Origin of the sequence: Shewanella sp. SM68, assembly GCF_025653925.1 — a bacterium.
GTDB classification, from domain to species: domain Bacteria; phylum Pseudomonadota; class Gammaproteobacteria; order Enterobacterales; family Shewanellaceae; genus Shewanella; species Shewanella oncorhynchi.
Map to the genome: position 1 here is coordinate 488,740 of NZ_JAKKRU010000001.1, position 24,320 is coordinate 513,059.

A 24,320-nucleotide genomic window follows, 5' to 3' on the forward strand; every position below is an offset into this window, starting at 1 on the left:
AATCTCAGACCCAATAAGGGATTATGATATACTCGCGCCAGTTGATACACAGTCTATTTTCCTATGGTTCAATGAAATCAATGGTCCAATTAAATCAAAATTTTATCGATACAATCACCCAAGAACTCCCCGCCCATTTATCCATGGACGAGTTTATTGCCGCCTGCGACAGGCCGCTTAGACGTTCAATTCGGGTCAATACCTTAAAAATCAGCAGCGACGACTTTAAGACCTTGATGCAACCTAAGGGCTGGACGTTCGATCCTATTCCTTGGTGTGAAGACGGATTTTGGATCAGTTATGACGAAGAAGAACAACTCGGCAATGCCTTAGAGCACATTCAGGGCCTATTCTATATTCAAGAAGCCAGCTCTATGTTGCCGCCGACCGCACTTTTTACACCGAATGCACATTGGCAGTGCGTTCTCGATCTTGCCTCCGCGCCGGGTTCAAAAACCACTCAAATGGCCGCATTAATGCAAAACCAAGGCTTATTGGTGGCTAATGAGTATTCGGCGAGCCGCGTGAAAGTATTGCACGCCAATGTGCTGCGCATGGGTGCGAGCCACTGCGCCCTCACTCATTTCGATGGCCGTGTATTTGGCGAATACCTGTACGAAAGTTTTGATGCCGTGCTTATCGATGCGCCCTGTGGCGGTGAAGGCACAGTGCGTAAAGACGCCGATGCGTTAAAATATTGGAGCCTTGACGATGTGTTGGCGATTAGCGAAACCCAAAAAGCCTTAATCGAATCGGCGTTTCTCGCACTGAAACCCGGCGGCAGTTTGGTCTACTCAACCTGCACCTTAAACCGCCTCGAAAACCAAGGCGTGTGCGAGTATTTAAAGCAAGTCTACGGCGATGCTGTGCAATTTGAATCCTTAAGTGATTTATTTGATGGCGCTGAGCGAGCCACGACTGCAGAAGGCTTCTTGCATGTCTGGCCGCAGATTTACGACAGTGAAGGTTTCTTTGTCGCTAAATTGACAAAAACTGCCTCTGTGCCGCGGTTACAGCCAGAGCCTAAACTGCAGAAAAACTTCCCCTTCACGCCCGCATCAGCGAAACAAGCTCAAGGGATCAAAGACTATTTTCAGCAGGATTTAGGTATCAGCTTACCGGACGAACTCATCATGGTTCGCGATGATGAATTCTGGCTATTTCCCCATGAATTCAACGCTTTTATCGGCCGTATGCGCTTTCAGCGTATTGGCATTAAACTCGCAGATAACAGTAAGCACGGTTTTAAAGTCCGCCATGAAGCGATTATTGCTTTAGCGGGAAAACAACTTAGCCCAACGGCAAAAACGGTCGATGTGAGCGATGTTGAAGCTAAAGAGTATTTAATGGGGCGAGATATTCCCTTAGCCACCGCAGGCAAAGCCCAAGGTGAAGTGATCGTCTGTTATGGCGGCGCGCCATTAGGCATGGCGAAACATTTAGGCAATAAGTTAAAAAACAACCTGCCCAGAGACTTAGTGAAAGATAAAGTGTTATTGCTACCAGAACAGACAAAATCGTTATAGTTCTGCTGTTTTTTAGCGATAAATAACCTAAAAAAGGGGAAGGTGAACGCGACTCTAGGGCAAAAGCTCGACTACACTGAGTCTATTGTAAAGCGCACTGCATGGCGCTTTCACCTGTAGCGCACGGCTCTTCAATGAGCCATTCCCCTAGGCCCAAACAGCTTTAATCGTTTTGGGCCTTTTTTTATGCCTGTACGCTAACAATCACGCAATCGCATAAAATGGGTCAAAGCACTTGCGGCTAACGGCCGACTAAACGCGCCGCATCTTTGAATAAATTAAAGAAGTTATTGCTGGTGTACTCCGCAAGATCTTCGTAACGCTCACCTCTAAGCTCTGCCACAAACTCAGCCACATCACGCACATAGGCAGGCTGATTTTCTTGTCCACGGTGTGGGATCGGCGCCAAATAAGGCGAGTCCGTTTCAACTAGCAGACGATCCTGAGGCACTTTGCGAATAACGGTTCGCAGATCACCCGCATTTTTAAAAGTGACTATGCCAGAAACCGAAATATAAAAGCCGAGATCAATCGCCGCTTTCGCCATCTCCCAGTTCTCGGTAAAGCAATGCAGCACGCCGCCAACGTTATCCGCGTTACCCTGCTTAAGCATAGTGATCGTGTCTTCACGTGCATCACGGGTATGGACAATTAGAGGTTTATTCACTTCTACCGCAAGGGCAATCTGCTGCTCAAAACATTGTTGTTGCAGCAGTTTAGTTTCGTCGGCATAAAAATAATCTAACCCCGTTTCACCAATCGCGACCACTTTAGGATCGGTGGCAAAGCGACGAATTTGCTCAACATCGAGGCCTTCTTTAACGTCTAATGGATGCACACCCGATGACAAAAATACCTGTTCGAAGGCTGCAACTTTATCTCGCATCGATTCAAATCCCTGCTGGCGTACATTCACGCACAACATATAGTCCACGCCACGGGCTTTAGCATTAGCAAGAATCTGTTCTAAGGTTTGTTGATCAGGCGCCGCTTTGAGGCGATCGAGATGGCAGTGTGAATCAATAAGCACAAGGATTTCCAAGCAGAGTAACAAAGGACGACAAGGATACCCAGCCAAGAGATCGAGGTCAAATTCAACAGAAGTAAATAGCCAGTTTAGGCAGTGAACAAACGTTTAAACCAGATCAATAATGCAGGCTAAGCTACATAGTGCAGGTTAGATCGCCGGAGGCGAGTTCGCGGGACAGTAACTTTTCGATATGGTGTTTATGGCTATCTGGCTCAGAAATAATTTTAATGCCAATCCCCACAGGGCGGCCACCCGACGCTCCTAAGGGATTAATCCACACCACAACACCACGAAATTCATTAGTGAGGGTTGCGCCGGGTAAACGATACGCAATCGTCAGCGGTTGGCCAAGATAATGACTTTCACTGGTCGCAATAAATAATCCTGCCGGCTTAATAAAAGGCATATAGGCACGATATAACTGATGTAAAGTATCAAAATTAACGACGAGATCTACCATGGCATATTACTTATTTGTTATCTCTCTATATTCTAAGACATAACTTTGACACAGGGCCAGATAATTGACGCTCGGCATTGTGCTTAAGCTATGACACATTCCCATGATCTTAGCCGCCAAATTCCCGAGCTGCGCATGAACAAACGCATCTTGATGGCTATTTTTCAGTAAAACCTGTCGTATAAGTAGGTACAAAACCTTAAGAACATCAATTATTTGTTGTTCACTTATTATTAACAAACTAGCACACAGATGACCAGACGACAAACTTTGTGCCCAATCTTTGCGAAATTGTAGCAAGGATTGATACCGACTCTGTTGGCTACCCTCAGACTGCAAACTCTCAGCCAACTTTAACGGCCCCCCCACCACACTCAAACACCAAGTCACATCCTCTTGAATACCACATCGCTGGGCAAGCCAGTTTTTGATGACCTCTCGACTCGGAACGACAAAGGGAATGCGTTGACAACGACTGCTAACCGTCGCCATCAAACGTGCAGGCGTATCCGACTGCAAAATCAGTAAGGTGTCTTTACCTGGCTCCTCAAGGGTTTTAAGGAGTGCGTTCGCGGCTGCGGAGTTAAGACGCTCGCTGTGGTGGATAATCGCTACACGCCTGCCACTTTGCTGTGCGGTGGCTGTCAGACGCGTACACAGCTCACGAATTTGATCGACTTTAATTTGATTGCCATCGGCGGCGATATGATAAAAATCAGGATGATTGCCCGCATCATAGAGCTGACAAGACTTACAAAAACCGCACGCTCCCACAGGCGTTGGCTGCAAACACATAGCCGCGCGCGCCATAAACACACTCAGCAACTCACCACCATAGGCTGAATCAATGCCCACGAGTTGTGCGTGAGGTATTTTTTGACGCGCTAATTGCGCTAAAAATGCCTGTCTTGGCCCTTCGAGCCAAGGTAATTGCTCAGCCGTAAATCCGGACTCGGCTACCATACCATCGCCTGAAGCACGGCTAAGATATCTTTGTGCACTTCAGCCATAGTTTGGCTCGCGTCTATAACCACGATACTGTCATCTTCGCTGGCAAGTTTGAGATATGTAGCGCGTGCTCGCTCAAAGAAATCAATCGCTTGTTGCTCAATTCTATCAAGCTCACCACGTTTAGCTGCACGGGTAAGCCCAAGCTTAGGATCTAAATCTAAGTACAAAGTAAGATCGGGTTTAAATCCCTTTAGTGTTGCAGTGCTCACCGCTTCCACTAACGGCATTAAACCTCTGCCACCACCTTGATAAGCTAATGACGATAGATTATGTCTATCACCCAATACCCATTGCCCTTGCGCAAGCGCGGGCTTTATGACATTAGCAACCAACTGAGCTCTGGCAGCATAAATGAGTAAACACTCGGCCTCATCACACAGGGGATCGTTCGCATCGGCAATCTTAACTAAATCACGGATACGTTCAGCCAATGGTGTACCGCCCGGTTCGCGGGTGCAAATCGGTGCTTTACCCGTATGTTTTTCAATAAAGTCGCGAATAAGGTTAATCGCACTCGACTTACCTGCGCCTTCTAAACCTTCAATAACGATAAATTTTGCAAAAACTGACATTGGATTTTCTTTCTCTGCATTTTTACTTTGGGGATTTTTCTGGCGTCGCTGGTTTTATCTTACGCTGATAGACGTCTACGGCGTGATTGTGTTCTTCAAGCGTGGTTGAAAACACATGGGTGCCATCGTTGCGCGATACAAAATAAAGGTAACTCACACTGGCGGGCTTAGACACGGCCATCAATGAGGCTTTACTCGGTGCAGCTATCGGCGTCGGCGGCAATCCAAAGATGCGATAAGTATTAAAAGGCGTCTCTTCGACTAAATCTTTGCGGGTGATATTACCCTTATAGCGATCACCCATGCCGTAAATAACGGTCGGATCGGTTTGCAGACGCATACCTAGGTTAAGACGATTAACAAATACACCGGCGATTTGCTCACGCTCATGGGCTTGGCCGGTTTCCTTTTCAACTATCGATGCCAAAATCAGCATTTCATAGGGCGATTTTAACGGCAAATTTGGCGCCCGTTCTGCCCACGCTTTGGCAAGCTCCTGCTCCATCATTTTATAGCTTTGAGTCAGCATGACTTTAGCATCCGCCTCGGCGGTATAATGATAAGTGTCGGGGAAGAATTTTCCTTCAGGCAAACCAGAATCATCGCCTTGTGCCATCAATACCGCTGCAAAAGCTTCTGGTGACATTTGTAAATGCGGAGCACTGGTAAGCTGTTGTTCCCATTCCACAATAGTTTTACCTTCAACTAAGGTCAAACTGAAGGTTTTTACTTTCCCAGCGATCAAATCATTGAGTAAATCAGTAATCGTTTGTGAAGGTGATATTTCATAAAGTCCCGTGCGAATTTTGGCAAGCTCAGGACGAAACTTAAGTAGCCACTTGAGTTTCCACGTATCTTGAATAACGCCGTCATCGGCAAGTTGCTGCGCCAGTTGATTTACACTGGTGCCGCGTTCAACCTTCAACTCTTTAGGCTCGCTGAGACTCAGCGGCGTTTGACTGTATTCGACAACCGTTTGATAGCCCCAAAAGGCACCCAAACAGACTAAGGTTAGCAAGGTCAACAGGGTTGAACTGGCGATAATAATGATTTTTTTCATAGAGTGAGTGAAAGTGTCTGTCTAAGTTGCGCGGTAATCGGAGCACGGGTGAACTTGAGCGAGTCTATCGCCAGTACATCCACAATCCCTAAAACGCTGTTAGTGATAAACGCTGAGTCAAATTCGATTAAACGCTCGGCGCCAACGGGCAAACATTCGATATTCATGTTCTGTTCAAGCAAGGCCAACATTATCTGTTCGCGCATCACACCCGCCACGCCACACAGGGCTAATGAAGGCGTGATAATGCGATTATCTTTGATAAAAAACACATTCGCCATCGAAGATTCAATCACATTCTCCTCGATATCTTTGACTAACCAGTCATCAAATCCCTGCGGTAAAGAGTGTGATTTAATCAAAACTTGTTCGAGTCGATTTAAATGCTTCATCCCTGCCAACAGAGGCTGCAAACCCAATCGTACCGACGAAGTTTTAAGGCTAATACCCTGTTGCTGCCACTGAGCATAATGACCGGGGATAGTATGAACTGAGACGATTTCGGTAGGATTAACATTTTCTGGCGGTGTATAGCCACGACCACCAACACCACGGGAAACGATTAACTTAATGCAATGATGCGGATATTCAATGGCTAAGATATTCAGTTGCTGTTGCAATGCTTCACTCATTTGCCATTGAAATCCAAGCCTTGCGGCGCTTGCGGTTAAACGGGCTTGATGGGCTTCAAAAAAAATAATCCCCTCAGCGTCCGTTCGCATCGTTGCAAACAGACCATCACCGTAGGCAAGCCCTCGATCGGAAGGGTCGACACTTGCCTGCGATGCGCCATTCACCCAGAACACGCGTGTTAGTCCTGACTGATACGGCTAGCCACCGCTTCTTGCTGATCTTTGTACTTGGCACTTTTACGGGTGTTATAAGGACGTGCAACCGCATGATTTAAACGTTCAAAGTTAAGCGCACCTATAGTCATGCGTGGGCGCAAGGCTAAAGGTAACTTGCCGCTGTTATAAAACTCGAGCACAATTTTACCTTGCCAACCCGGATCGATACGGTGCGCCGTTACGTGTACCATCAGGCCTAAACGCGCTAGAGACGAACGGCCATCAAGCCAACCGACGATATCAGCAGGTAAAGTTACGCTCTCGTAAGTCACAGCCAAAGCCAATTCTCCAGGATGCAAGAAAAATGCTTCGCCATCGGGGATTTCGATAATCTCACTCATCACCCGATCAAGCGCCGCTTGCATCTCAGCACTTGGACCACTCAAGTCGATAAAAGGCGCGGTATGATCTTTAAAGACGCGAAACTGTCCACCTAAGCGCACATCAACACTGACGCCTGAAATAGCTTCTATGCCTGGGCGAGGTTCTATTACGATAGTGCCGTTATCAAGGGCCTGTTCAATTTCGATATCGGTTAAGCGCATCTTGCCTATTACTCCTTGAGTTTTTATGTCGTTATTTTGCCAGTAAATGTTGGATACGAGTCTTTAAAATATCGGTCGCAATACGATTTTTGCCGCCACGGGGAACGATAATATCGGCGTATTGTTTCGAGGGTTCGATAAACTGTAAGAACATCGGACGCACGGTTTTCTTGTACTGTGAAATCACAGACTCCATAGTACGGCCCCGCTCGGCCACATCACGAGTTAAGCGACGTAGGAAACAAATGTCCAGCGGCGTGTCCATAAACACACTCGCGTCCATCAGGGCACGTAACTTAGGATCGGTCAGCAATAAGATACCTTCTAAAATGATCACTTTTTTCGGTGTCATCTTTAAGGTTTCTGCAGTGCGTGTATGTTCTGTATAGCTATAACAAGGGATATCAACAGCTTCGCCAGACTTGAGCAACTGTAAATGCGTGCACAGCAGTTGATGGTCCAGCGCTTTTGGATGATCGTAATTCGTTAATACCCGTTCATCCATGGATAAATGACTCTGATCGCGATAGTACGCGTCTTCATTAATTACCCCAATTTGATCTGTGCCTAAATCGCGGCGCAATTCGTCAAAAATCGTTTTGGCAATTAAACTTTTGCCCGATGCTGACGCGCCAGCAATTGCAATAATGACACACTGCTGAGAATTCATACCCTTAAACCTTACTCGTCATCTGAAACACTAATAGAAACTGTTTTCTGGCTTTGCTTTAAAGCCAGTTCTGCGCCCACTTTACGGGCAATTTCCCGATAAAGAGCTGCGACTTCACTGTCAGGTTCGGCAACGACGGTCGGCGCACCATTATCCATGGCTTCACGGATATTAATGTGCAGCGGCAAAGCGCCTAACAGTGGAACTTGATAGCGTTCAGCGATTTTACTGCCGCCGTGAGTTCCAAATGGATGTTCTTTATGACCACACTCAGGACATAAATGGAAACTCATGTTCTCGACAATACCCAGCACAGGAATGTTCACTTTCTGGAACATATTGATGCCCTTCTTGGCATCGGCCAGCGCGATATCCTGCGGTGTAGTCACGATAACAGCGCCGCTCACAGGGACTTTTTGCGATAACGTGAGCTGAATATCCCCTGTGCCTGGTGGCATATCAACGACTAAATAATCCAGTTCTGGCCATTGGGTTTCATTCAGTAACTGGGCCAACGCGCCCGCGGCCATTGGGCCACGCCACACGGCAGCTTCATCACCACTGAGCATAAAACCAATCGACTGCGCGGCAATACCATGGGCACTGGCGGCTGTCATATGTTTGCCATCGGGGGAAAGCGGTCTGAAATTAGGGATACCTAACATCATAGGCACTGACGGGCCGTAAATATCGGCATCGAGAATACCCACCTGCGCACCTTCGGCCGCTAATGCCAAAGCTAAGTTCACCGCTGTGGTTGACTTACCCACGCCGCCCTTACCTGAGGCTACGGCAATCACTTGCTTCACATTGGCAATCGGCGCAATAGAAGATAACGCTGAGTAGGCTTTAGGTTGAAAATCGATTTCACACTCGACTTCATCAATAGCATCGAGCACCGCTAACTTATTCGTCAGCGCCATGACAGTGTCGCGATACTGAGTCATACAAGGGTATGGATAGACTAAGCCAAGCTGCAAACGCTTACCTTCCAATGCCAGCTTATTTACGCATCCTGCGCTCACTAACCCTTTCGCGAGATACGGGTCAACAAATGAATCGAGAATAGCCAGAACTGGCCCGAGAAGATCGTCATTCAGACGATAATCAGTTTGAGTTGAAGACAAAAGAATTACCCCCACCAATAAATTTGCCCAAGTGTACCAGATAATGCAGAAAACATTAGCGCAGATTTAGCTCAATTGGCTCAGGTTTTGATGAAAATCATCCTGTAATCGGTTAGTATCTCTACCAATATTTTTGGCCCACCACGATATTTGAGACAAGATGGCAACTTCACAACGTAAAATTCTCGTGACCAGCGCACTTCCCTATGCAAACGGACCGATACATTTAGGTCACATGCTGGAATACATACAGACAGATATCTGGTCGCGTTATCAAAAGCTTCGTGGACATGAGTGCCACTATATTTGTGCCGATGACGCCCATGGCACGCCAATCATGCTTAAAGCACAGCAATTAGGCATAGCACCAGAAGACATGATTGCACAAGTGAACAAAGAACATCAGCAGGATTTTGCCGATTTCAATATCGCCTTCGATAACTATCACAGCACCCACAGCGATGAAAACCGCGTACTGGCGAGTGATATTTATCTCAAGCTACGTGCGAATGGCTATATCAAGAGCAAGAGTATTTCTCAGCTGTTCGATCCTGAGAAATCCATGTTCCTGCCAGACCGCTTCGTAAAAGGCACTTGTCCTAAGTGTAAGTCACTGGATCAATACGGCGATAACTGTGATGCCTGCGGCGCGACTTACAGCCCAACTGAGCTCATCAATCCAAAATCAGCGGTATCGGGTGCGACACCAGTGATGAAAGACACTGAGCACTTTTTCTTCGACCTGCCCGCCTTCGAAGGCATGCTAAAAGAGTGGACTCGCTCTGGTGCCCTGCAAGTCGAAATGGCCAATAAACTCGACGAATGGTTCGAGCAAGGTCTGCAGCAATGGGATATCACCCGTGATGCACCGTATTTTGGTTTCGAAATTCCCGATGCGCCAGGTAAGTATTTCTACGTTTGGCTAGATGCGCCTATCGGTTATATGGGTTCGTTCAAAAACCTCTGTGACAAACGCCCTGAGCTGAGCTTTGAGGAATTCTGGGGCAAAGATTCAACCGCCGAGGTTTATCACTTCATCGGTAAAGACATAGTCTACTTCCACAGTCTGTTTTGGCCAGCCATGTTACACGGCTCAGGTTACCGCCAGCCAAACAGCGTCTATGCCCACGGCTATGTGACGGTCAACGGCGCTAAGATGTCAAAATCCAAAGGCACTTTCATCAAGGCGCGAACTTATTTAGATCATTTAGATCCTGAATATTTACGTTACTACTACGCCGCCAAACTCAGCAGCCGTATCGACGATTTAGATTTAAATCTCGAAGATTTCGCCCAGCGCGTGAATTCAGACTTAGTCGGTAAGCTAGTGAACTTAGCCTCGCGCACCGCAGGTTTTATCACTAAACGTTTCGATGGCAAGCTAGCGAAAATTAACGACACCAAACTGACTGAGGCGTTTCTAGCCAAGCAAGAGGTGATTGCCGAATTTTACGAAGGCCGCGAATACGGCAAAGCAATGCGCGAAATCATGGCACTGGCGGATATTGCTAACGGTTTTGTAGCCGATGCAGCACCTTGGCAAATGGTGAAACACGATGATCAACAGGAAGCGGCCCATCAAGTGTGTTCAAATGCCTTGAATCTGTTCCGTATTCTCGTGACGTATCTAAAACCTGTATTGCCACGTTTAGCCCAAGATGTGGAAGCCTTCTTCCAACTACCGCTCACTTGGAATGCATTGAACCAAGATTTAGCGGGTCATGAAATCGCGCCATTCAAAGCCATGATGCAACGTGTTGAGCTCGATAAAGTCAATGCTATGGTTGCCGACTCTAAGGATAACCTGCAAGTCACGGCCGATGCACCAAAGACGGCTGCGCCTGAAAAAACAGCTAAAGTTTCATCGGTTAGTAGTGAGCCACTGATTGACGATCCTATCAGTGAGACCATCAACTTTGATGATTTTGCGAAAATCGACCTGCGTATCGCTCGTATCGTGAAAGCCGAGCATGTTGCTGACGCCGACAAGTTACTGAAGTTACAACTCGACATCGGTGGCGAAACACGCCAAGTGTTTGCAGGGATCAAATCGGCCTATTCGCCAGAAGACCTTGAAGGCAAACTAACTGTGATGGTGGCTAACTTAGCACCACGTAAGATGCGTTTTGGTATGTCAGAAGGCATGGTTTTGGCCGCTGGCCCTGGTGGCAGCGACCTGTGGATTTTAGAACCCCATGAAGGCGCACAGCCTGGCATGCGGGTTAAGTAATCTGCGCTAGATAACGCTCGAAAAATCAATAAGGCCGCATTTTATGTGGCCTTATTTGTTGGTTTTGACTGCTAGTCAATTCGTGGTGCCGAGTATCACTTCGTCTTTTAAAAGACTGAGTTTAAGCCATTTAATTTTAACTGAGTGGTTTAAGAGACCGAGTTAAAACTCGTATTTCTATCGACAAGATATTCACGGCAATGTGACATTCATATCAGTGACAAGTCTAAAATCGACGCAGTGCTAACTGAATAACTCGAGGAGTCGTTATGGGAAATATCGTTGAGCAGTTGCTGTTTTCGGCCTCGATTACGGGCCCAATCTGTTTGATGTTAGCGCTCGGTGTGATCCTAAAACGCACCCAAGTCATCAATGAAAACTTTATTGATGTTGCATCAAGATTAGTCTTTAACGTGACGCTGCCAGCATTGCTGTTCCTTAGCATCATTAGTTCCAATCACGATCTCGCCTCCAGCGCGCCCTTAATTGGCTATGGTTTAGCAGCCAATTTCCTGTTTTTTCTACTCTCCACCTATGCAACTGGGCGGCTATTTCCCAAGCACAAAGACCAAGGAGTGATTATTCAAGGGGGTTTTAGGGCCAATACCGCCATTATCGGCTTAGCTTACGTTTCCAACGCCTATGGGAGTTCTGGTGTTGCCTTAGCCGCAGTCTATGTTGCCTCGATGACGCTGCTGTATAACATTCAAGCGGTTATTTGCCTAAGCCCTAAAGGTGAAGAATCCAGCCAACGTGCATTTGGCGTGATCATCAAGACCATCACCAAAAATCCGTTGATCATTGCCATTATGGCCGGCATCTTTTTCTATTTGCTTGCTATTCCAGTACCGAAAATGGTGCTCGATGCGGGACAATACTTTGCCAATATGACCCTGCCATTAGCGCTACTGTGTACCGGCGGCTCGCTCGATATTGGTTCACTCAAACATGAAAAGCATACAACTTGGTTCTCGACCGCATTGAAACTGATCTTTGCCCCGCTTTTTATCACTATTGGGGCCTTGCTGTTGGGTTATCGAGGGATTGAGTTAGCAATGGTCTTTTTAATGAGTTCTGCACCCACCGCAGCCGCAAGCTATGTGATGGCGCGCGCCATGGGTGGCAATGCGCCCCTTGCGGCCAATATTATTGCGCTAACCACAGTCTGCTCGCTGATCACGTGCACCTTAGGCATCTTTGTATTGTCCACTTTTGGGCTGATCTAGCAGCTAAAGGCTAAGAGCTGATTGCACAAACGCTAGAGAAACGGATTTGAGTGACTATAAGTAATAATAAACCACAATAAAAAAGGCGAGCCATGCTCGCCTTTCGTTTAGGAATAAAACAGTTAGATGGTCATCATAAGCCGCTTTATGAATGGATTAGACCGGATTGGTGATATCCACAAAATGGTGCACGAGATCAAACTCGCGGGCGAGGTGACGGCCTAAGGCTTGAATGCCAAAACGTTCTGTCGCATGGTGCCCCGCCGCAAAATAATGTATGCCCTGCTCTACCGCACTATGGAACGTTCGCTCGGACACTTCACCACTGATAAACGCATCCACACCTAAACTCGCCGCAACATCGATATAATCCTGTGCGCCACCAGTACACCAAGCTACATGTTGGATCTTAGCATCGCGATCACCAATGTGCAGTGGGGCTCTGCCTAACGCATTCTCAAGAGTGTGAGAAAATTCGCTAGCACTGACTGCAAGATCAAGTTTTCCACGCCACAGTAGCCCCTGAGCCACCTCTTCGATGGCTTCTGCGTCGACGATCCCAAGCTGTCTCCCCAAAGTCGCGTTATTACCGAGCATTGGGTGGGCATCTAAGGGTAAATGATACCCAAACAAGCTAATATCATGCTTGAGCAGCGCCTTAATTCGGCGTTGTTTCATGCCTGTGATCACTTCAGGCTCATTCTTCCAAAAAAAGCCGTGATGAACCAATATCGCATCGGCGTTTAATCGAATCGCTTCATCGATCAAGGCCTGACACGCTGTCACGCCCGTGACTAAGGTGCGGATCTCATCCTTGCCTTCTACCTGCAGCCCATTGGGTGCGTAATCCTTAAAGGCCGACACATGTAAAAAATCGGCTAAATATTGGCTTAGTTCTGTCCGTGTCATTGCATTACCGTCCGTTACTCTAGATGACCATTTACTGAAGATGAGCACTTATTCAAGATGAGACAATCGCTTACATCGCGATATCAACACGCACGCCACCTTGCAGGTACACCACTCGAACTCTGTCACCCGCGTTAAACGTCATGCCAGCATCGTAATCTTGGATCACCATGACCTGAGTGCCATCTTCTTGATTGATCATCAGTTCCACCAGCTTAAACGATTGCACGCTAGTACCGCTGCCATAACGGTTACCGATCCCCCCACCAATCAAGGCACCTAAAATCGTCGCCACATCTCGACCCGAACCGCCACCAAACTGATTACCAATCACCCCACCCGCTAAGGCGCCGCCGAAGGTTTTCCAACCTTGATTACGGTCTTCAATTAACTGGGTTTCGGTGATATTACGTACCGAAGTGATATCGCCATAGAGTACTTTCTCAACTGGCACGGCTTGATTGCGATCATAGCCAGCATTAGCGGGGCTGATGATAAAAGCAAAAATAAACATAAAGCTTGCTAGAGTAGGTTTCCACATATCTGAATTTCCGCTAACTTAATAATAAGGTCTATAACTAAATCATACTCAATTGTGAAGTCACTGTCTTTCCTGAATCACGAATTTGACGCTTTTCCTTCGCCCGAGCTCGCCTTGACCGATCCTAATGGTTTATTGGCTATCGGCGGCGACTTACGTCCTGAACGTTTACTCTCTGCTTACTACAACGGTATTTTTCCTTGGTTTAATTCTGACGATCCCATCCTATGGTGGTCACCGGATCCCCGCGCCGTGTTTATTCCAGGTGAAATTCACATCAGCACCAGCCTGCGTAAATACTTAAAAAAACAACCTTGGCGGATCACAATCAATCACGCTTTCACCGATGTGATGGCGGGATGTGCGCAGCCAAGAGAAAAACAGAGCGGCACTTGGATCACCCAAGAAATTCAAATGGCCTATCGCGAATTGCATCACACAGGTCATGCCCACTCCATTGAAGTGTGGGAAGGTGAACGTTTAATCGGTGGGCTTTACGGCTTAGCGATCGGCCAAGTATTTTGTGGCGAATCCATGTTTCACCGAAAAACCAATGCGTCCAAGGCCGCCGTTGCAGCACTGCAACAACATTTACTCAAGATGGGATTCAAACTCATCGACGCACAAGTGATGAATCCCCACCTAGAAAGTTTGGGAGCTAAAGCTATTAAACGCATTGATTTTATAACGTTACTGAGCGAACTGAGAAACAATCCCGTGGACCCAAATACTTGGGCCACTAAAGAGGTCATCCTTGAACTCGAGTAAAGCATCGATCGCTATCGGTATCAGTCAAATATTTCCCTGCAGCTACCTTGATGGCCAGCAGGAGCAGCTACTCGTCATCCAAGAAGATACGCTCGATCCCATTTTATTTGAGCGTTTGCTCGCAGTGGGTTTTCGCCGCAGTGGTAGCTCTATCTACAAACCACGTTGCCCTAGATGCAGTGCATGCCAACCAATCCGTGTACCAACGCATGAATTTGTCCCATCGAAACGCCAAAAACGCACTTTAGCAAAAAACCAAGATCTGACTTGGCGTATAACATCGGAGCAAACCGCCGAGCAATATACGCTATATGAACATTACATTCGTGGGCGACATTTTGACGGCCCCATGTTTCCCCCGAGTGAAGATCAATATAATCACTTTCTTTTTTGCCATTGGTTACCGCCAACGTTTATCGAAGTCTATGATGGAAATAAATTATTGGCAGTTGCGGTCACTGATAGTTTGCCCAATAGTCTTTCGGCAATTTACAGCTATTTTGACCCCGACGAAGAACATCGCTCCCTCGGCGCACTGTTAATTTTAATTCAGTGTCGACTAGCGAAACTCATGAATAAAGAATTTGTTTATCTCGGATATCAAATAGATGAAAACCGTAAGATGTCTTACAAGCGTTTGTATCGCCCTTATCAAATTCTGACACCGACGGGCTGGGAGTATTACCAAGTTTGCTAAGTACTTCCCCTTTACAGCGGGGGGAATTTGGGGCATGATACGCCCGTTTTTTATATTCGAAGGCTAATGGGATAATTAATTAATGGCGAAAGAAGACAACATTGAAATGCAAGGCACTATCCTTGAAACCTTGCCAAACACAATGTTTCGTGTAGAGCTTGAAAATGGTCATGTGGTGATAGCCCACATTTCAGGCAAAATGCGTAAAAACTACATCCGGATCCTCACTGGCGATAAAGTTACCGTCCAGCTGACTCCTTATGATCTGACCAAAGGTCGCATTGTCTTCCGCGCACGCTGATATAGCCTCTTAGATTTAAAAACCCGGCAAGGCCGGGTTTTTTTGTTTGCGAAAGATGAAAAAAATGGCTGCAATTGCAGCCATTTTTATGTCTAAAACTAATGGATAATCAAGCGTTAAGCTTTTGTTGTCGCTTTTTCGTGACGTTCGGTACGAATGACAATCTCGCCCTCCTTCACATCCACATACGCAACACCGCCTGACTCTAAGACACCAAATAAGATCTCGTCTGCCAATGGACGTTTGATCAATTCGGTCACGACCCGAGCCATTGGACGTGCGCCCATGTTCTTATCGTAGCCTTTCTCGGCCAACAAGGTTCTGGCTTCGTCGCTGACTTCCAAAGTAACGTGTTTTGCATCCAACTGAGCCTGCAATTCCACCAAGAATTTATCGACCACTTTGGCGATAATCGTCATATCCAAATGATTGAACCAAATGATGGAATCGAGACGATTTCGAAATTCTGGCGAAAATACTCGATTAATTTCAGATAATGCATCTTGGGTGTGATCTTGCTGGGTAAAGCCAATCGACTTACGAATAGTCTCCTGTACACCCGCGTTAGTGGTCATCACCAAAGTCACATGTCTGAAGTCCGCCTTACGACCATTGTTATCGGTCAAAGTACCGTGATCCATCACCTGCAACAGCAGGTTATAGACATCACGGTGGGCCTTCTCAATTTCATCCAATAGCACGACACAGTGCGGATTTTTAATCACTGCATCCGTGAGCAAGCCACCTTGGTCATAACCCACATAACCAGGAGGCGCACCAATCAGGCGTGACACTGTATGGCTTTCCATGTACTCAGACATGTCAAAGCGCACCAGTTTCATCCCCAAGCAGTTGGCCAGTTGGTTAGTGACTTCGGTTTTACCCACACCGGTGGGACCGGCGAATAAGAAGCTCCCCACAGGTTTTCGGTCAGCACCTAAGCCACTGCGCGATAAGCGAATGGCCGAACTCAGACTCTCAATGGCCTTATCTTGGCCAAAGACCACCATCTTAAGGTTGCGCTCAAGGTTACGCAGTAAGTCCTTATCAGTAGCGGATACCGACTTCTCAGGGATACGTGCCATTTTCGCCACAATCGACTCAATCTCGGCTTGGCCTATGGTCTTTTTACGTTTACTCATAGGCAGCATCACCATACGCGCACCCGCTTCATCAATCACATCGATGGCTTTATCGGGTAAATGCCTGTCGTTGATGTGCTTGGCCGACAATACTGCAGCGCTGCTGATCGCGGCCTGAGTATAACGAACCCCATGATATTCTTCGTATTTAGACTTAAGCCCCATCAAAATCTTAGTGGTTTCTTCCACTGAAGGCTCATTGATATCCACCTTTTGGAAACGACGTGCAAGTGCGCGATCTTTCTCAAAAATACTTTGATATTCTTGGAAAGTAGTAGAGCCCATGCAACGTAAATTGCCGCTAGATAGCAAAGGTTTCAGCAGATTAGAGGCATCCATTACGCCGCCAGAGGCCGCGCCCGCACCGATAATGGTGTGGATCTCATCGATGAATAGGATGGCATGCTTATCCGCCGCCAGTTCTTTTAACAGGTTCTTAAAGCGTTTTTCAAAGTCACCGCGATACTTAGTTCCCGCCAGCAGTGAACCTAAATCTAAGGAATACACTGTCGCTTCAAGTATTACATCGGGCACTTGTTTATTGACGATACGATATGCCAACCCTTCAGCAATCGCTGTTTTACCTACACCCGCCTCACCCACTAACAGTGGATTATTTTTACGGCGACGGCACAGGGTTTGAATCGCGCGCTCAATTTCTTGGTCGCGACCAATCAAAGGGTCGATGATCCCTTGCTTAGCAAGCTGGTTTAAATTGGACGCAAATTGCGACAACATACTACGCTCTTCGCTGCCTTCGCCCTGATCTTCGACACGTTCTTGATCTTGATGTGACTCAGCATCATCATTTTTGGCGAAACCATGGGAAATAAAATTCACTACATCGAGGCGACTAATGTCGCAGCGGCGCAGTAAATACACGGCTTGGGATTCTTGCTCACTGAAAATGGCAACTAACACGTTAGCGCCGTTCACTTCATTGCGACCCGATGACTGCACATGGAATACTGCCCGTTGCAGCACTCGCTGGAACCCAAGCGTCGGCTGAGTTTCTTTGTCATCATCAATATCGGCAATGATTGGGGTTGTTTGTTGGATAAAGCTTGCCACTTCATCTCTGAGTTTATCTAGATTCGCTCCACAGGCGATTAACGCTTCTTGAGCCGCAGGATTGTCGATCAGAGCTAATAACAGATGTTCCACTGTCATATACTCGTGACGCGCATCTCTGGCTTGCTGAAACGCCAGATTTAAGGTGACTTCCAGATCTTTGTTCAGCATAAGCACCCCCAAAATTAACAACAGACTACAGAGTAAAGCGGTTTTATGCTTTCTCTAACGAACACAGTAACGGATGTTGGTTTTGTCTTGCAAATTGATTTACTTGTATCACCTTAGTTTCTGCAATCCCAAACGGGAAAATACCGCAAATCCCTTTTCCTTGGTGATGGATCGTCAACATGATATCGGTCGCTTCCTGCTCGTTCTTGCGAAAGAAAACCTGCAAAACTTCAATCACAAAATCCATTGGGGTGTAATCATCATTATTGAGTACCACCTTATACATCGAAGGCGGCATTAACTCTGATTCGACACGTTCTTCAACGTGTTCAATATTTCCTATCTTTGCCATTTTTTAATACTAGCCTCTCGTGTTGGCCTCTTCCAATTGATCCGTTCAAATTAATCAGTTGTTACCCCTTTGTTAATTTTAGCTTGACTTCCGCATTTACTCCTTACATTCTGTTGTGCAGACGGTGAACGAATACCCGTCTATACAGGTTTTACTATCTTACTGGTAAGTAGACAACAGAAGGAAGTGGAAGTATGGCAAGCGGAACTGTTAAATGGTTCAACAACGCCAAAGGATTCGGGTTTATTTGCCCTGATCAAGGTGGTGAGGACGTTTTTGCACACTATTCTACCATTGAAATGGAAGGCTATCGAACTCTAAAAGCAGGCCAACCCGTTCAATTTGAAGTAGAAGCCGGTCCAAAAGGGATGCACGCTTCAGCCATTTCACCAACAAAATAACGTTTGGTGAGGCCAATGATCTAAAAGGCAGGGACTTGTCCCTGCCTTTTTATTGCTGCGTGTTTCATCAATTCTCACCACTTAATACTGCATCGCTCATCATCATTTCGCATGAATTTAATTCAAGTTCAATCGCCGCACATCACCCATTGCATCCCAGCAAAAAGATTTTATCATCGGTCTCGACAGCAAATTTAAGGTATAAAAAAGGATCTGCAATGCAGACCCTTTTTTAAAATCAGTCTAATGACTTACAACTTTACATCAACTTAGATGGCCAACACTGACGCGCACGCCATCTAAAAGTGATAACGAGCGGGATTAAGCAATCAACAGCTTGTTCAACGTCTCGCTTGGGCGCATGGCTTTTTCAGCCTTAGCCGCATCTAAACGGTAGTAACCACCTAAATCGACTGGTGCACCTTGTGCCGTCGCTAATTCAGCCACAATCACTTGCTCATTCGCCGCGAGCGCATGCGCTAACGGAATAAAGTGTGCTTGTAACTGCTCATCGCTGGTTTGCGCTGCTAAGGCTTGTGCCCAGTACATGGCTAAGTAGAAATGGCTACCACGGTTATCCAGCTCACCGACTCTTCTTGATGGCGATTTATTGCTATCTAAGAATTGGCCAATGGCTTGATCTAAAGTATCGGCTAATACTTGGGCTTTTGGATTGCCCACTGTTTGGCTTAAATGCTCAAGAGACGCCGCCAGAGCCAAGAATTCACCGAGCGAATCCCAACGTAAGTGACCTTCTTTCTCAAGCTGTTGCACGTGCTTAGGCGCACTACCACCCGCACCTGTTTCAAATAGACCGCCGCCGTTCATTAATGGAACGATTGACAGCATTTTAGCACTGGTGCCTAGCTCGAGGATAGGGAACAAGTCAGTCAGGTAGTCACGTAGAACGTTACCCGTAACTGAAATGGTATCTTTGCCTTCTTTGATGCGAGCCAAAGACAAACGCGTCGCGTCTTCTGGAGACATAATGCTGATATCTAAGCCATCAGTGTCATGTTCTGGCAGGTACTGCTGCACTTTTGCAATGATTTGCGCATCGTGGGCACGTTTGCTATCTAACCAGAATACCGCAGGGGTATTGCTTAAACGGGCACGGCGCACGGCCAGTTTTACCCAATCACGGATAGGTGCGTCTTTAACTTGGCACATTCTCCAGATATCGCCCGCTTCCACGTTATGGCTCATCAATACCTTACCGCTGGCATCGACAACGTTAACCACACCGTCAGCAGGAATTTCAAAGGTCTTATCGTGGCTGCCGTACTCTTCGGCTTTTTGCGCCATCAAGCCCACGTTTGGCACGCTGCCCATGGTTTTAGGATCAAAAGCGCCGTGCTCTTTACAAAAAGCAATCGTTTCTTGGTAAATACCGGCATAGCAACGATCAGGGATCATGGCTTTAGTGTCATGCAGTTGACCGTCTGGTCCCCACATTTGGCCAGATGAACGAATCGCAGCAGGCATAGACGCATCGATAATGATGTCGCTTGGTACGTGTAAGTTGGTGATACCTTTGTCAGAATCAACCATAGCCAATGCGGGACGCGCAGCGTAAACGGCGGCGATATCGGCTTCGACTTCGGCGCGGCTATCAGCAGGTAATGTCGCTATTTTGGCATAAACATCACCAAAACCGTTGTTAACATCAACGCCTAATTCAGCGAAAAGCGCCGCATGTTTGTCAAATACTGGCTTGAAGAAGACCTTCACAGCGTGACCAAACATAATAGGATCAGACACTTTCATCATAGTGGCTTTCAGATGCAGCGATAACAGCACATCTTCAGCTTTGGCGTTTTCGATTTCACGCTCATAGAAGCTCACTAAGGCTTTTTTACTCAACACCGCAGCATCGATAATTTCGCCAGCCAGCAGCTTAAGACCCGATTTGAGCACCACTTCTTGACCATCTTTTTGGGTCAGCACGATATTCACGCTGCCCGCATCAGATAAAGTCACAGACTGCTCGCTACCGTAGAAATCACCGTCAGTCATGTGGGCAACGTGTGACTTGGAATCTTTGGCCCATTTCCCCATGGAATGCGGGTTTTTCTTGGCGAAGTTTTTCACCGATAATGGGGCACGGCGATCTGAGTTACCTTCACGCAGTACTGGGTTTACCGCACTGCCTTTAATCTTGTCGTAACGTGTTTTAATTGACTTTTCAGCGTCGGTTTTTGGCTCATCCGGATAATTAGGGATGTCGTAACCTTTTTGCTGCAGTTCAAGGATACAGGCTTTTAATTGTGGGATCGAAGCACTGATATTTGGTAACTTGATGATGTTCGCTTCTGGCTGATTCGCTAACTCGCCAAGCTCTGTCAGATGGTCGCCAATCTTTTGTGCTTCAGTCAGTTGCTCAGGGAAACTGGCAATAATACGGCCCGATAACGAGATATCACGGGTTTCAACCGCAACGCCCGCGGCGTCGGTAAACGTTCTGATAATAGGTAAGAGTGAGAGGGTGGCCAGTGCTGGCGCTTCGTCTGTTTCAGTGTAAATAATTGTTGATGAGTTATCTTTCATGTTACATCCTACATTATTGTAAAATTTAATATTTTTTATAATAATTTTATAGCATGGCGAACAAATCTGAGCACAGGAAAAATATCAATCAAGGCAATCGACCACGCCCTCATCTTTCAAATTCTCAATGCCCTTCTGTCTTTGCGCGCAAGCTAAAATTTGTTACAACGACTCATTAAAACCTAATAAACATTTAGGCACAGATCACATTTTCTGGCCGACATCATAGAGCATTCGCAATAATATTCAAATTCCACTAACGGCGAATGCCAAGTACACTATGACCACATTAACGACTCAATCAAGTCAGGTAAGCGTGTCTCAACCTCCTGTTAGCAAAAGTATGAACAAAAACAAGTTTCAACCTAAAGGTGCCAATGCCAGCGCAAGTTCCCCAGCCAAGAGCCCGATTAAACCCGCTAAACCCGCCAGCAGAGGCCCTGCCAACCGCGCTACCGCCGTAGATAGCAAAGTGGCGCCAGCACGAAATGCCAATGGCAGTTTAAAGAAAGAACCCTTTAAAAATCCTAATCGACGCGCAATTGCGGCGGCAAAACCGGTGCAGAGTCAAACGCTCGCACCAATTATCGTGCTGTTTAATAAGCCTTTTGATGTACTTTGCCAGTTTACCGATGAACAAGGTCGTAAAACCCTAAAAGACTACATTCCCATTGCTGACGTGTATGCCGCAGGCCGCTTAGACAGAGACAGTGAGGGCTTGTTGTTGCTGACTAATGACGGTCAATTACAGGCAAGGCTGACAGAGCCAAAAAAGAAAACCTTTAAAACCTATTGGGTGCAAGTAGAAGGCGTTCCGACGGAAGATGTACTGACAAAACTGCGCCAAGGTGTTGAATTAAATGATGGTATGACGCTGCCTGCTAAAGTCAAAATCATGGATTCACCCGACATTTGGCCACGTAATCCACCGGTGAGAGAGCGCAAAAATATCCCAACAACTTGGCTAGAAATCCAAATTCATGAAGGCCGCAACCGCCAAGTCAGACGCATGACAGCGCATATCGGTTTTCCGACCTTAAGATTAATCCGTTATAAAATAGGCCAATGGAGTCTAGATAATTTGCCATCGGGTGAGCACAAATGTATCCGTCTCGGTGATGAAGTCTAAATTTCAGCCTACTTTCTTCATTCAAATCCACTCAAAGGAGGCTCCATGAGTCAAAGATATAAACCCCATGTGACCGTCGCTTGTATTGTTCATGCAGCTTCACAGGACAAATATCTGATGGTAGAAGAGTGGATTGAAGGCGAGCAACGCTTTAATCAACCCGCGGGTCACTTAGAAGCGAATGAAAGCTTGATCCAAGCCTGTGAGCGCGAAGTGTTTGAAGAAACGGGGTTATCACTCAAAGCCCAAGGACTCGTCGGCATTTATCAACTTAGCGCCAGTGAAGACTTAGCCTTTGTGCGCTTTACTTTTTTCGTGCAGTTAGATGATATGCCCTCACCTGCGCCGCAGGATAAAGCGATCCATAGTGCGCATTGGTTAAGTCTTGCGCAGATAGAAGCCATGCCATCTTTACTGCGCAGCCCCTTAGTACTCGATTGCTTAAAAGACTATCTCAATCAGGCACAAAATGGCCAAACTTATCCCCTTAGCTTACTCAATAGTGACCGCCTCACGATAGCCCAAGCGAGCAAGGCGTGATAGAATACCGCCCCGCATAAACGGCTGGCTAAGCTTAATGCATGTGCTACTGCAGAGGCCTTGTACAGCAAATAAATAGTTGGCCGTAAATGCGAGGTTTACTGACAGTTTGCGGACTCATTTTATTTGATAGCGCTGGAAAAGTTTGATTTAGCAATCAGCAGCACAGCACCTAGATGTAAAGTGAGCTTGGATTTAAAGTGAGCTTGGATTTTTAGTTAGCCCATATTTTTAGTTAGGTTAGGTATTTTTGTTACGCGCTCAATGTCGCGGCTTAAATTCATCCACCTAGCCAACACACATACTCAATGGTTTTTAGGATTTATGACATCAATCGAACCCACTCATACAGGAAAAAAAGTCATTGTCGGCATGTCCGGCGGTGTAGATTCATCTGTTTCAGCCTATTTGCTTATGCAGCAAGGCTATCAGGTTGAAGGCCTTTTCATGAAGAACTGGGAAGAAGATGACAATAACGAGTACTGCGCGGCCGCAGAAGATTTAAAAGACGCCCAAGCCGTGTGCGACAAGCTTGGGATCAAGCTACATACAGTCAACTTTGCTGCCGAATATTGGGACAATGTATTTGAGTATTTCCTCGCCGAATACAAAGCGGGCCGCACGCCAAATCCCGATATCATGTGCAACAAAGAAATCAAATTTAAGGCATTTTTAGAATTTGCCGACGAAATCCTCGACGCCGATTACATCGCAATGGGCCACTATGTTCGCCGTCGCGATAACAGCGACGGCAGTACGCAAATGCTCCGTGGCGTTGATGGCAATAAAGATCAAAGTTATTTCCTCTACACCTTAAGCCACGAGCAAGTAGCCCGAAGCCTGTTCCCTGTCGGTGAGCTCGAAAAACATCAAGTTCGTGAAATTGCGAAAGAAATGGGCTTAATCACTCATGACAAAAAAGACAGTACTGGCATCTGCTTTATCGGTGAGCGCAAGTTCACTGAATTTCTAGGGACTTATTTACCGGCGCAGCCTGGCAATATTGAAACCCCAGAAGGTGAAGTCATAGGCACGCACCAAGGACTCATGTACCACACCTTAGGCCAACGTAAAGGCTTAGGCATTGGCGGCATGAAAAACAGCAATGACGATCCTTGGTATGTGGTCGATAAAGATCTTGAGCGTAACGTATTGATCGTGGGTCAAGGCGGACACCATCCCCGTTTGATGTCGACCGGCATGACAGTTAACCAACTGCATTGGGTAGATAGAACTGGGCCTGTCGATGGTTGTCATATCGCAGTGAAAACCCGTTATCGCCAACAAGATGTGCCTTGTACATTAACCTACACAGATGAACACACCTTGCGCGTGGTCTTCGATGAACCTGTTGCGGCGGTGACGCCTGGACAGTCTGCGGTATTTTATGATGGTGAGGTCTGCCTAGGTGGCGGCATCATAGATCAATTAATCCGAGGGTAAAGC

Annotated in this window: 24 protein-coding genes; 10 read left to right on the forward strand and 14 right to left on the reverse strand. The window is 46.6% G+C overall.

Annotated features, from left to right (window positions below; all coding sequences use genetic code 11):
• Positions 1-80: 80 nt before the first annotated feature.
• Positions 81-1,526 (forward strand): 16S rRNA (cytosine(1407)-C(5))-methyltransferase RsmF, encoded by a 1,446-nt coding sequence (rsmF, locus tag L5M40_RS02065; RefSeq protein ID WP_263176747.1) that lies wholly within the window; start codon positions 81-83, stop codon positions 1,524-1,526.
• A 241-nt stretch (positions 1,527-1,767) separates the two neighbouring features.
• Here rsmF and L5M40_RS02070 read toward each other — a convergent pair whose 3' ends face one another.
• From L5M40_RS02070 to apbC, 9 genes are all read right to left on the reverse strand, one after another.
• On the reverse strand, positions 1,768-2,556 hold the full coding sequence (locus L5M40_RS02070; RefSeq protein ID WP_173244540.1) for a TatD family hydrolase: 789 nt from the start codon (positions 2,554-2,556) through the stop codon (positions 1,768-1,770).
• 133 nt (positions 2,557-2,689) lie between these two features.
• Positions 2,690-3,016 (reverse strand): PilZ domain-containing protein, encoded by a 327-nt coding sequence (locus tag L5M40_RS02075; protein ID WP_028759752.1) that lies wholly within the window; start codon positions 3,014-3,016, stop codon positions 2,690-2,692.
• Between the two features lie 6 nt (positions 3,017-3,022).
• Positions 3,023-3,979 carry a DNA polymerase III subunit delta' gene (holB, locus tag L5M40_RS02080; protein ID WP_173244537.1) on the reverse strand — a complete coding sequence of 319 codons (957 nt, stop codon included), beginning with the start codon at positions 3,977-3,979 and terminating at the stop codon, positions 3,023-3,025.
• Positions 3,973-4,599 carry a dTMP kinase gene (tmk, locus tag L5M40_RS02085; RefSeq protein WP_028759750.1) on the reverse strand — a complete coding sequence of 209 codons (627 nt, stop codon included), beginning with the start codon at positions 4,597-4,599 and terminating at the stop codon, positions 3,973-3,975. The genes holB and tmk overlap by 7 nt, the downstream gene beginning before the upstream one ends.
• Before the next feature lie 22 nt (positions 4,600-4,621).
• Entirely contained in the window at positions 4,622-5,659 is a 1,038-nt protein-coding gene (gene mltG, locus L5M40_RS02090; protein ID WP_173244534.1) for an endolytic transglycosylase MltG, read from the reverse strand.
• Complete coding sequence (gene pabC / locus L5M40_RS02095; RefSeq protein ID WP_173244531.1) at positions 5,656-6,465, reverse strand: aminodeoxychorismate lyase; 810 nt, start codon at positions 6,463-6,465, stop codon at positions 5,656-5,658. Before pabC ends, mltG begins: the two co-directional genes overlap by 4 nt.
• 5 nt (positions 6,466-6,470) lie before the next feature.
• Positions 6,471-7,052 (reverse strand): dCTP deaminase, encoded by a 582-nt coding sequence (dcd, locus tag L5M40_RS02100; RefSeq protein WP_028759747.1) that lies wholly within the window; start codon positions 7,050-7,052, stop codon positions 6,471-6,473.
• Positions 7,053-7,083: 31 nt separating this feature from the next.
• Positions 7,084-7,722 (reverse strand): uridine kinase, encoded by a 639-nt coding sequence (gene udk, locus L5M40_RS02105; RefSeq protein WP_028759746.1) that lies wholly within the window; start codon positions 7,720-7,722, stop codon positions 7,084-7,086.
• Between the two features lie 11 nt (positions 7,723-7,733).
• Positions 7,734-8,849: an iron-sulfur cluster carrier protein ApbC gene (gene apbC / locus L5M40_RS02110; protein WP_006081927.1), complete on the reverse strand. Its 1,116-nt coding sequence runs from the start codon at positions 8,847-8,849 to the stop codon at positions 7,734-7,736.
• A gap of 160 nt (positions 8,850-9,009) precedes the next feature.
• On the opposite strand from apbC, the gene metG reads away from it, so the two are divergent.
• Both metG and L5M40_RS02120 read left to right on the forward strand, forming a co-directional pair.
• On the forward strand, positions 9,010-11,079 hold the full coding sequence (gene metG / locus L5M40_RS02115; protein WP_263176748.1) for a methionine--tRNA ligase: 2,070 nt from the start codon (positions 9,010-9,012) through the stop codon (positions 11,077-11,079).
• Between the two features lie 269 nt (positions 11,080-11,348).
• Positions 11,349-12,305 carry an AEC family transporter gene (locus tag L5M40_RS02120; RefSeq protein WP_263176749.1) on the forward strand — a complete coding sequence of 319 codons (957 nt, stop codon included), beginning with the start codon at positions 11,349-11,351 and terminating at the stop codon, positions 12,303-12,305.
• Positions 12,306-12,461: 156 nt separating this feature from the next.
• Here L5M40_RS02120 and L5M40_RS02125 read toward each other — a convergent pair whose 3' ends face one another.
• A complete protein-coding gene (locus L5M40_RS02125) occupies positions 12,462-13,214 on the reverse strand; it encodes a Nif3-like dinuclear metal center hexameric protein (RefSeq protein WP_263162763.1) in 753 nt (250 codons plus the stop codon).
• 70 nt (positions 13,215-13,284) lie between these two features.
• Positions 13,285-13,755 carry a glycine zipper 2TM domain-containing protein gene (locus tag L5M40_RS02130; RefSeq protein ID WP_028759742.1) on the reverse strand — a complete coding sequence of 157 codons (471 nt, stop codon included), beginning with the start codon at positions 13,753-13,755 and terminating at the stop codon, positions 13,285-13,287.
• 54 nt (positions 13,756-13,809) lie between these two features.
• Here L5M40_RS02130 and aat point away from each other — a divergent pair, with 54 nt between their 5' ends.
• The 3 genes from aat to infA all read left to right on the forward strand — a co-directional run bounded on the left by aat (position 13,810) and on the right by infA (position 15,521).
• Positions 13,810-14,523 (forward strand): leucyl/phenylalanyl-tRNA--protein transferase, encoded by a 714-nt coding sequence (gene aat, locus L5M40_RS02135; RefSeq protein ID WP_131523329.1) that lies wholly within the window; start codon positions 13,810-13,812, stop codon positions 14,521-14,523.
• On the forward strand, positions 14,510-15,220 hold the full coding sequence (locus L5M40_RS02140; protein ID WP_263148402.1) for an arginyltransferase: 711 nt from the start codon (positions 14,510-14,512) through the stop codon (positions 15,218-15,220). The genes aat and L5M40_RS02140 overlap by 14 nt, the downstream gene beginning before the upstream one ends.
• A gap of 82 nt (positions 15,221-15,302) precedes the next feature.
• Positions 15,303-15,521: a translation initiation factor IF-1 gene (gene infA / locus L5M40_RS02145; RefSeq protein ID WP_006081934.1), complete on the forward strand. Its 219-nt coding sequence runs from the start codon at positions 15,303-15,305 to the stop codon at positions 15,519-15,521.
• 116 nt (positions 15,522-15,637) lie between these two features.
• Here the strand turns inward: infA and clpA are convergent, their stop codons facing one another.
• Together clpA and clpS are read right to left on the reverse strand one after the other, a co-directional pair.
• A complete protein-coding gene (gene clpA, locus L5M40_RS02150; protein ID WP_263176750.1) occupies positions 15,638-17,905 on the reverse strand; it encodes an ATP-dependent Clp protease ATP-binding subunit ClpA in 2,268 nt (755 codons plus the stop codon).
• A 43-nt stretch (positions 17,906-17,948) separates the two neighbouring features.
• A complete protein-coding gene (gene clpS / locus L5M40_RS02155) occupies positions 17,949-18,257 on the reverse strand; it encodes an ATP-dependent Clp protease adapter ClpS (RefSeq protein WP_006081936.1) in 309 nt (102 codons plus the stop codon).
• A 194-nt stretch (positions 18,258-18,451) separates the two neighbouring features.
• On the opposite strand from clpS, the gene cspD reads away from it, so the two are divergent.
• Positions 18,452-18,658 carry a cold shock domain-containing protein CspD gene (gene cspD / locus L5M40_RS02160; RefSeq protein WP_006081937.1) on the forward strand — a complete coding sequence of 69 codons (207 nt, stop codon included), beginning with the start codon at positions 18,452-18,454 and terminating at the stop codon, positions 18,656-18,658.
• A 321-nt stretch (positions 18,659-18,979) separates the two neighbouring features.
• On the opposite strand, the gene L5M40_RS02165 is transcribed toward cspD, so the two are convergent.
• The gene (locus L5M40_RS02165) at positions 18,980-21,205 is read right to left on the reverse strand and encodes an NADP-dependent isocitrate dehydrogenase (protein ID WP_028759736.1); all 2,226 of its coding nucleotides are present in this window, start codon (positions 21,203-21,205) and stop codon (positions 18,980-18,982) included.
• 343 nt (positions 21,206-21,548) lie between these two features.
• Between L5M40_RS02165 and rluE the strand changes: the two genes are divergently transcribed.
• From rluE to mnmA, 3 genes are all read left to right on the forward strand, one after another.
• The gene (gene rluE / locus L5M40_RS02170; RefSeq protein WP_211085895.1) at positions 21,549-22,334 is read left to right on the forward strand and encodes a 23S rRNA pseudouridine(2457) synthase RluE; all 786 of its coding nucleotides are present in this window, start codon (positions 21,549-21,551) and stop codon (positions 22,332-22,334) included.
• Positions 22,335-22,379: 45 nt separating this feature from the next.
• Positions 22,380-22,874 carry an NUDIX hydrolase gene (locus L5M40_RS02175; RefSeq protein ID WP_263176751.1) on the forward strand — a complete coding sequence of 165 codons (495 nt, stop codon included), beginning with the start codon at positions 22,380-22,382 and terminating at the stop codon, positions 22,872-22,874.
• A 324-nt stretch (positions 22,875-23,198) separates the two neighbouring features.
• Entirely contained in the window at positions 23,199-24,317 is a 1,119-nt protein-coding gene (gene mnmA / locus L5M40_RS02180) for a tRNA 2-thiouridine(34) synthase MnmA (RefSeq protein WP_173244504.1), read from the forward strand.
• Positions 24,318-24,320: the final 3 nt, after the last annotated feature.

Bases quoted from the DNA above. Each gene is read 5' to 3' on its own strand.
- rsmF (WP_263176747.1), top strand. From the start codon at position 81: ATGGTCCAATTAAATCAAAATTTTATCGATACAATCACCCAAGAACTC.
- L5M40_RS02075 (WP_028759752.1), bottom strand. From the start codon at position 3,016: ATGGTAGATCTCGTCGTTAATTTTGATACTTTACATCAGTTATATCGT.
- holB (WP_173244537.1), bottom strand. From the start codon at position 3,979: ATGGTAGCCGAGTCCGGATTTACGGCTGAGCAATTACCTTGGCTCGAA.
- tmk (WP_028759750.1), bottom strand. From the start codon at position 4,599: ATGTCAGTTTTTGCAAAATTTATCGTTATTGAAGGTTTAGAAGGCGCA.
- mltG (WP_173244534.1), bottom strand. From the start codon at position 5,659: ATGAAAAAAATCATTATTATCGCCAGTTCAACCCTGTTGACCTTGCTA.
- dcd (WP_028759747.1), bottom strand. From the start codon at position 7,052: ATGCGCTTAACCGATATCGAAATTGAACAGGCCCTTGATAACGGCACT.
- udk (WP_028759746.1), bottom strand. From the start codon at position 7,722: ATGAATTCTCAGCAGTGTGTCATTATTGCAATTGCTGGCGCGTCAGCA.
- metG (WP_263176748.1), top strand. From the start codon at position 9,010: ATGGCAACTTCACAACGTAAAATTCTCGTGACCAGCGCACTTCCCTAT.
- L5M40_RS02120 (WP_263176749.1), top strand. From the start codon at position 11,349: ATGGGAAATATCGTTGAGCAGTTGCTGTTTTCGGCCTCGATTACGGGC.
- L5M40_RS02125 (WP_263162763.1), bottom strand. From the start codon at position 13,214: ATGACACGGACAGAACTAAGCCAATATTTAGCCGATTTTTTACATGTG.
- L5M40_RS02130 (WP_028759742.1), bottom strand. From the start codon at position 13,755: ATGTGGAAACCTACTCTAGCAAGCTTTATGTTTATTTTTGCTTTTATC.
- infA (WP_006081934.1), top strand. From the start codon at position 15,303: ATGGCGAAAGAAGACAACATTGAAATGCAAGGCACTATCCTTGAAACC.
- clpA (WP_263176750.1), bottom strand. From the start codon at position 17,905: ATGCTGAACAAAGATCTGGAAGTCACCTTAAATCTGGCGTTTCAGCAA.
- clpS (WP_006081936.1), bottom strand. From the start codon at position 18,257: ATGGCAAAGATAGGAAATATTGAACACGTTGAAGAACGTGTCGAATCA.
- cspD (WP_006081937.1), top strand. From the start codon at position 18,452: ATGGCAAGCGGAACTGTTAAATGGTTCAACAACGCCAAAGGATTCGGG.
- L5M40_RS02165 (WP_028759736.1), bottom strand. From the start codon at position 21,205: ATGAAAGATAACTCATCAACAATTATTTACACTGAAACAGACGAAGCG.
- rluE (WP_211085895.1), top strand. From the start codon at position 21,549: ATGAACAAAAACAAGTTTCAACCTAAAGGTGCCAATGCCAGCGCAAGT.
- L5M40_RS02175 (WP_263176751.1), top strand. From the start codon at position 22,380: ATGAGTCAAAGATATAAACCCCATGTGACCGTCGCTTGTATTGTTCAT.
- mnmA (WP_173244504.1), top strand. From the start codon at position 23,199: ATGACATCAATCGAACCCACTCATACAGGAAAAAAAGTCATTGTCGGC.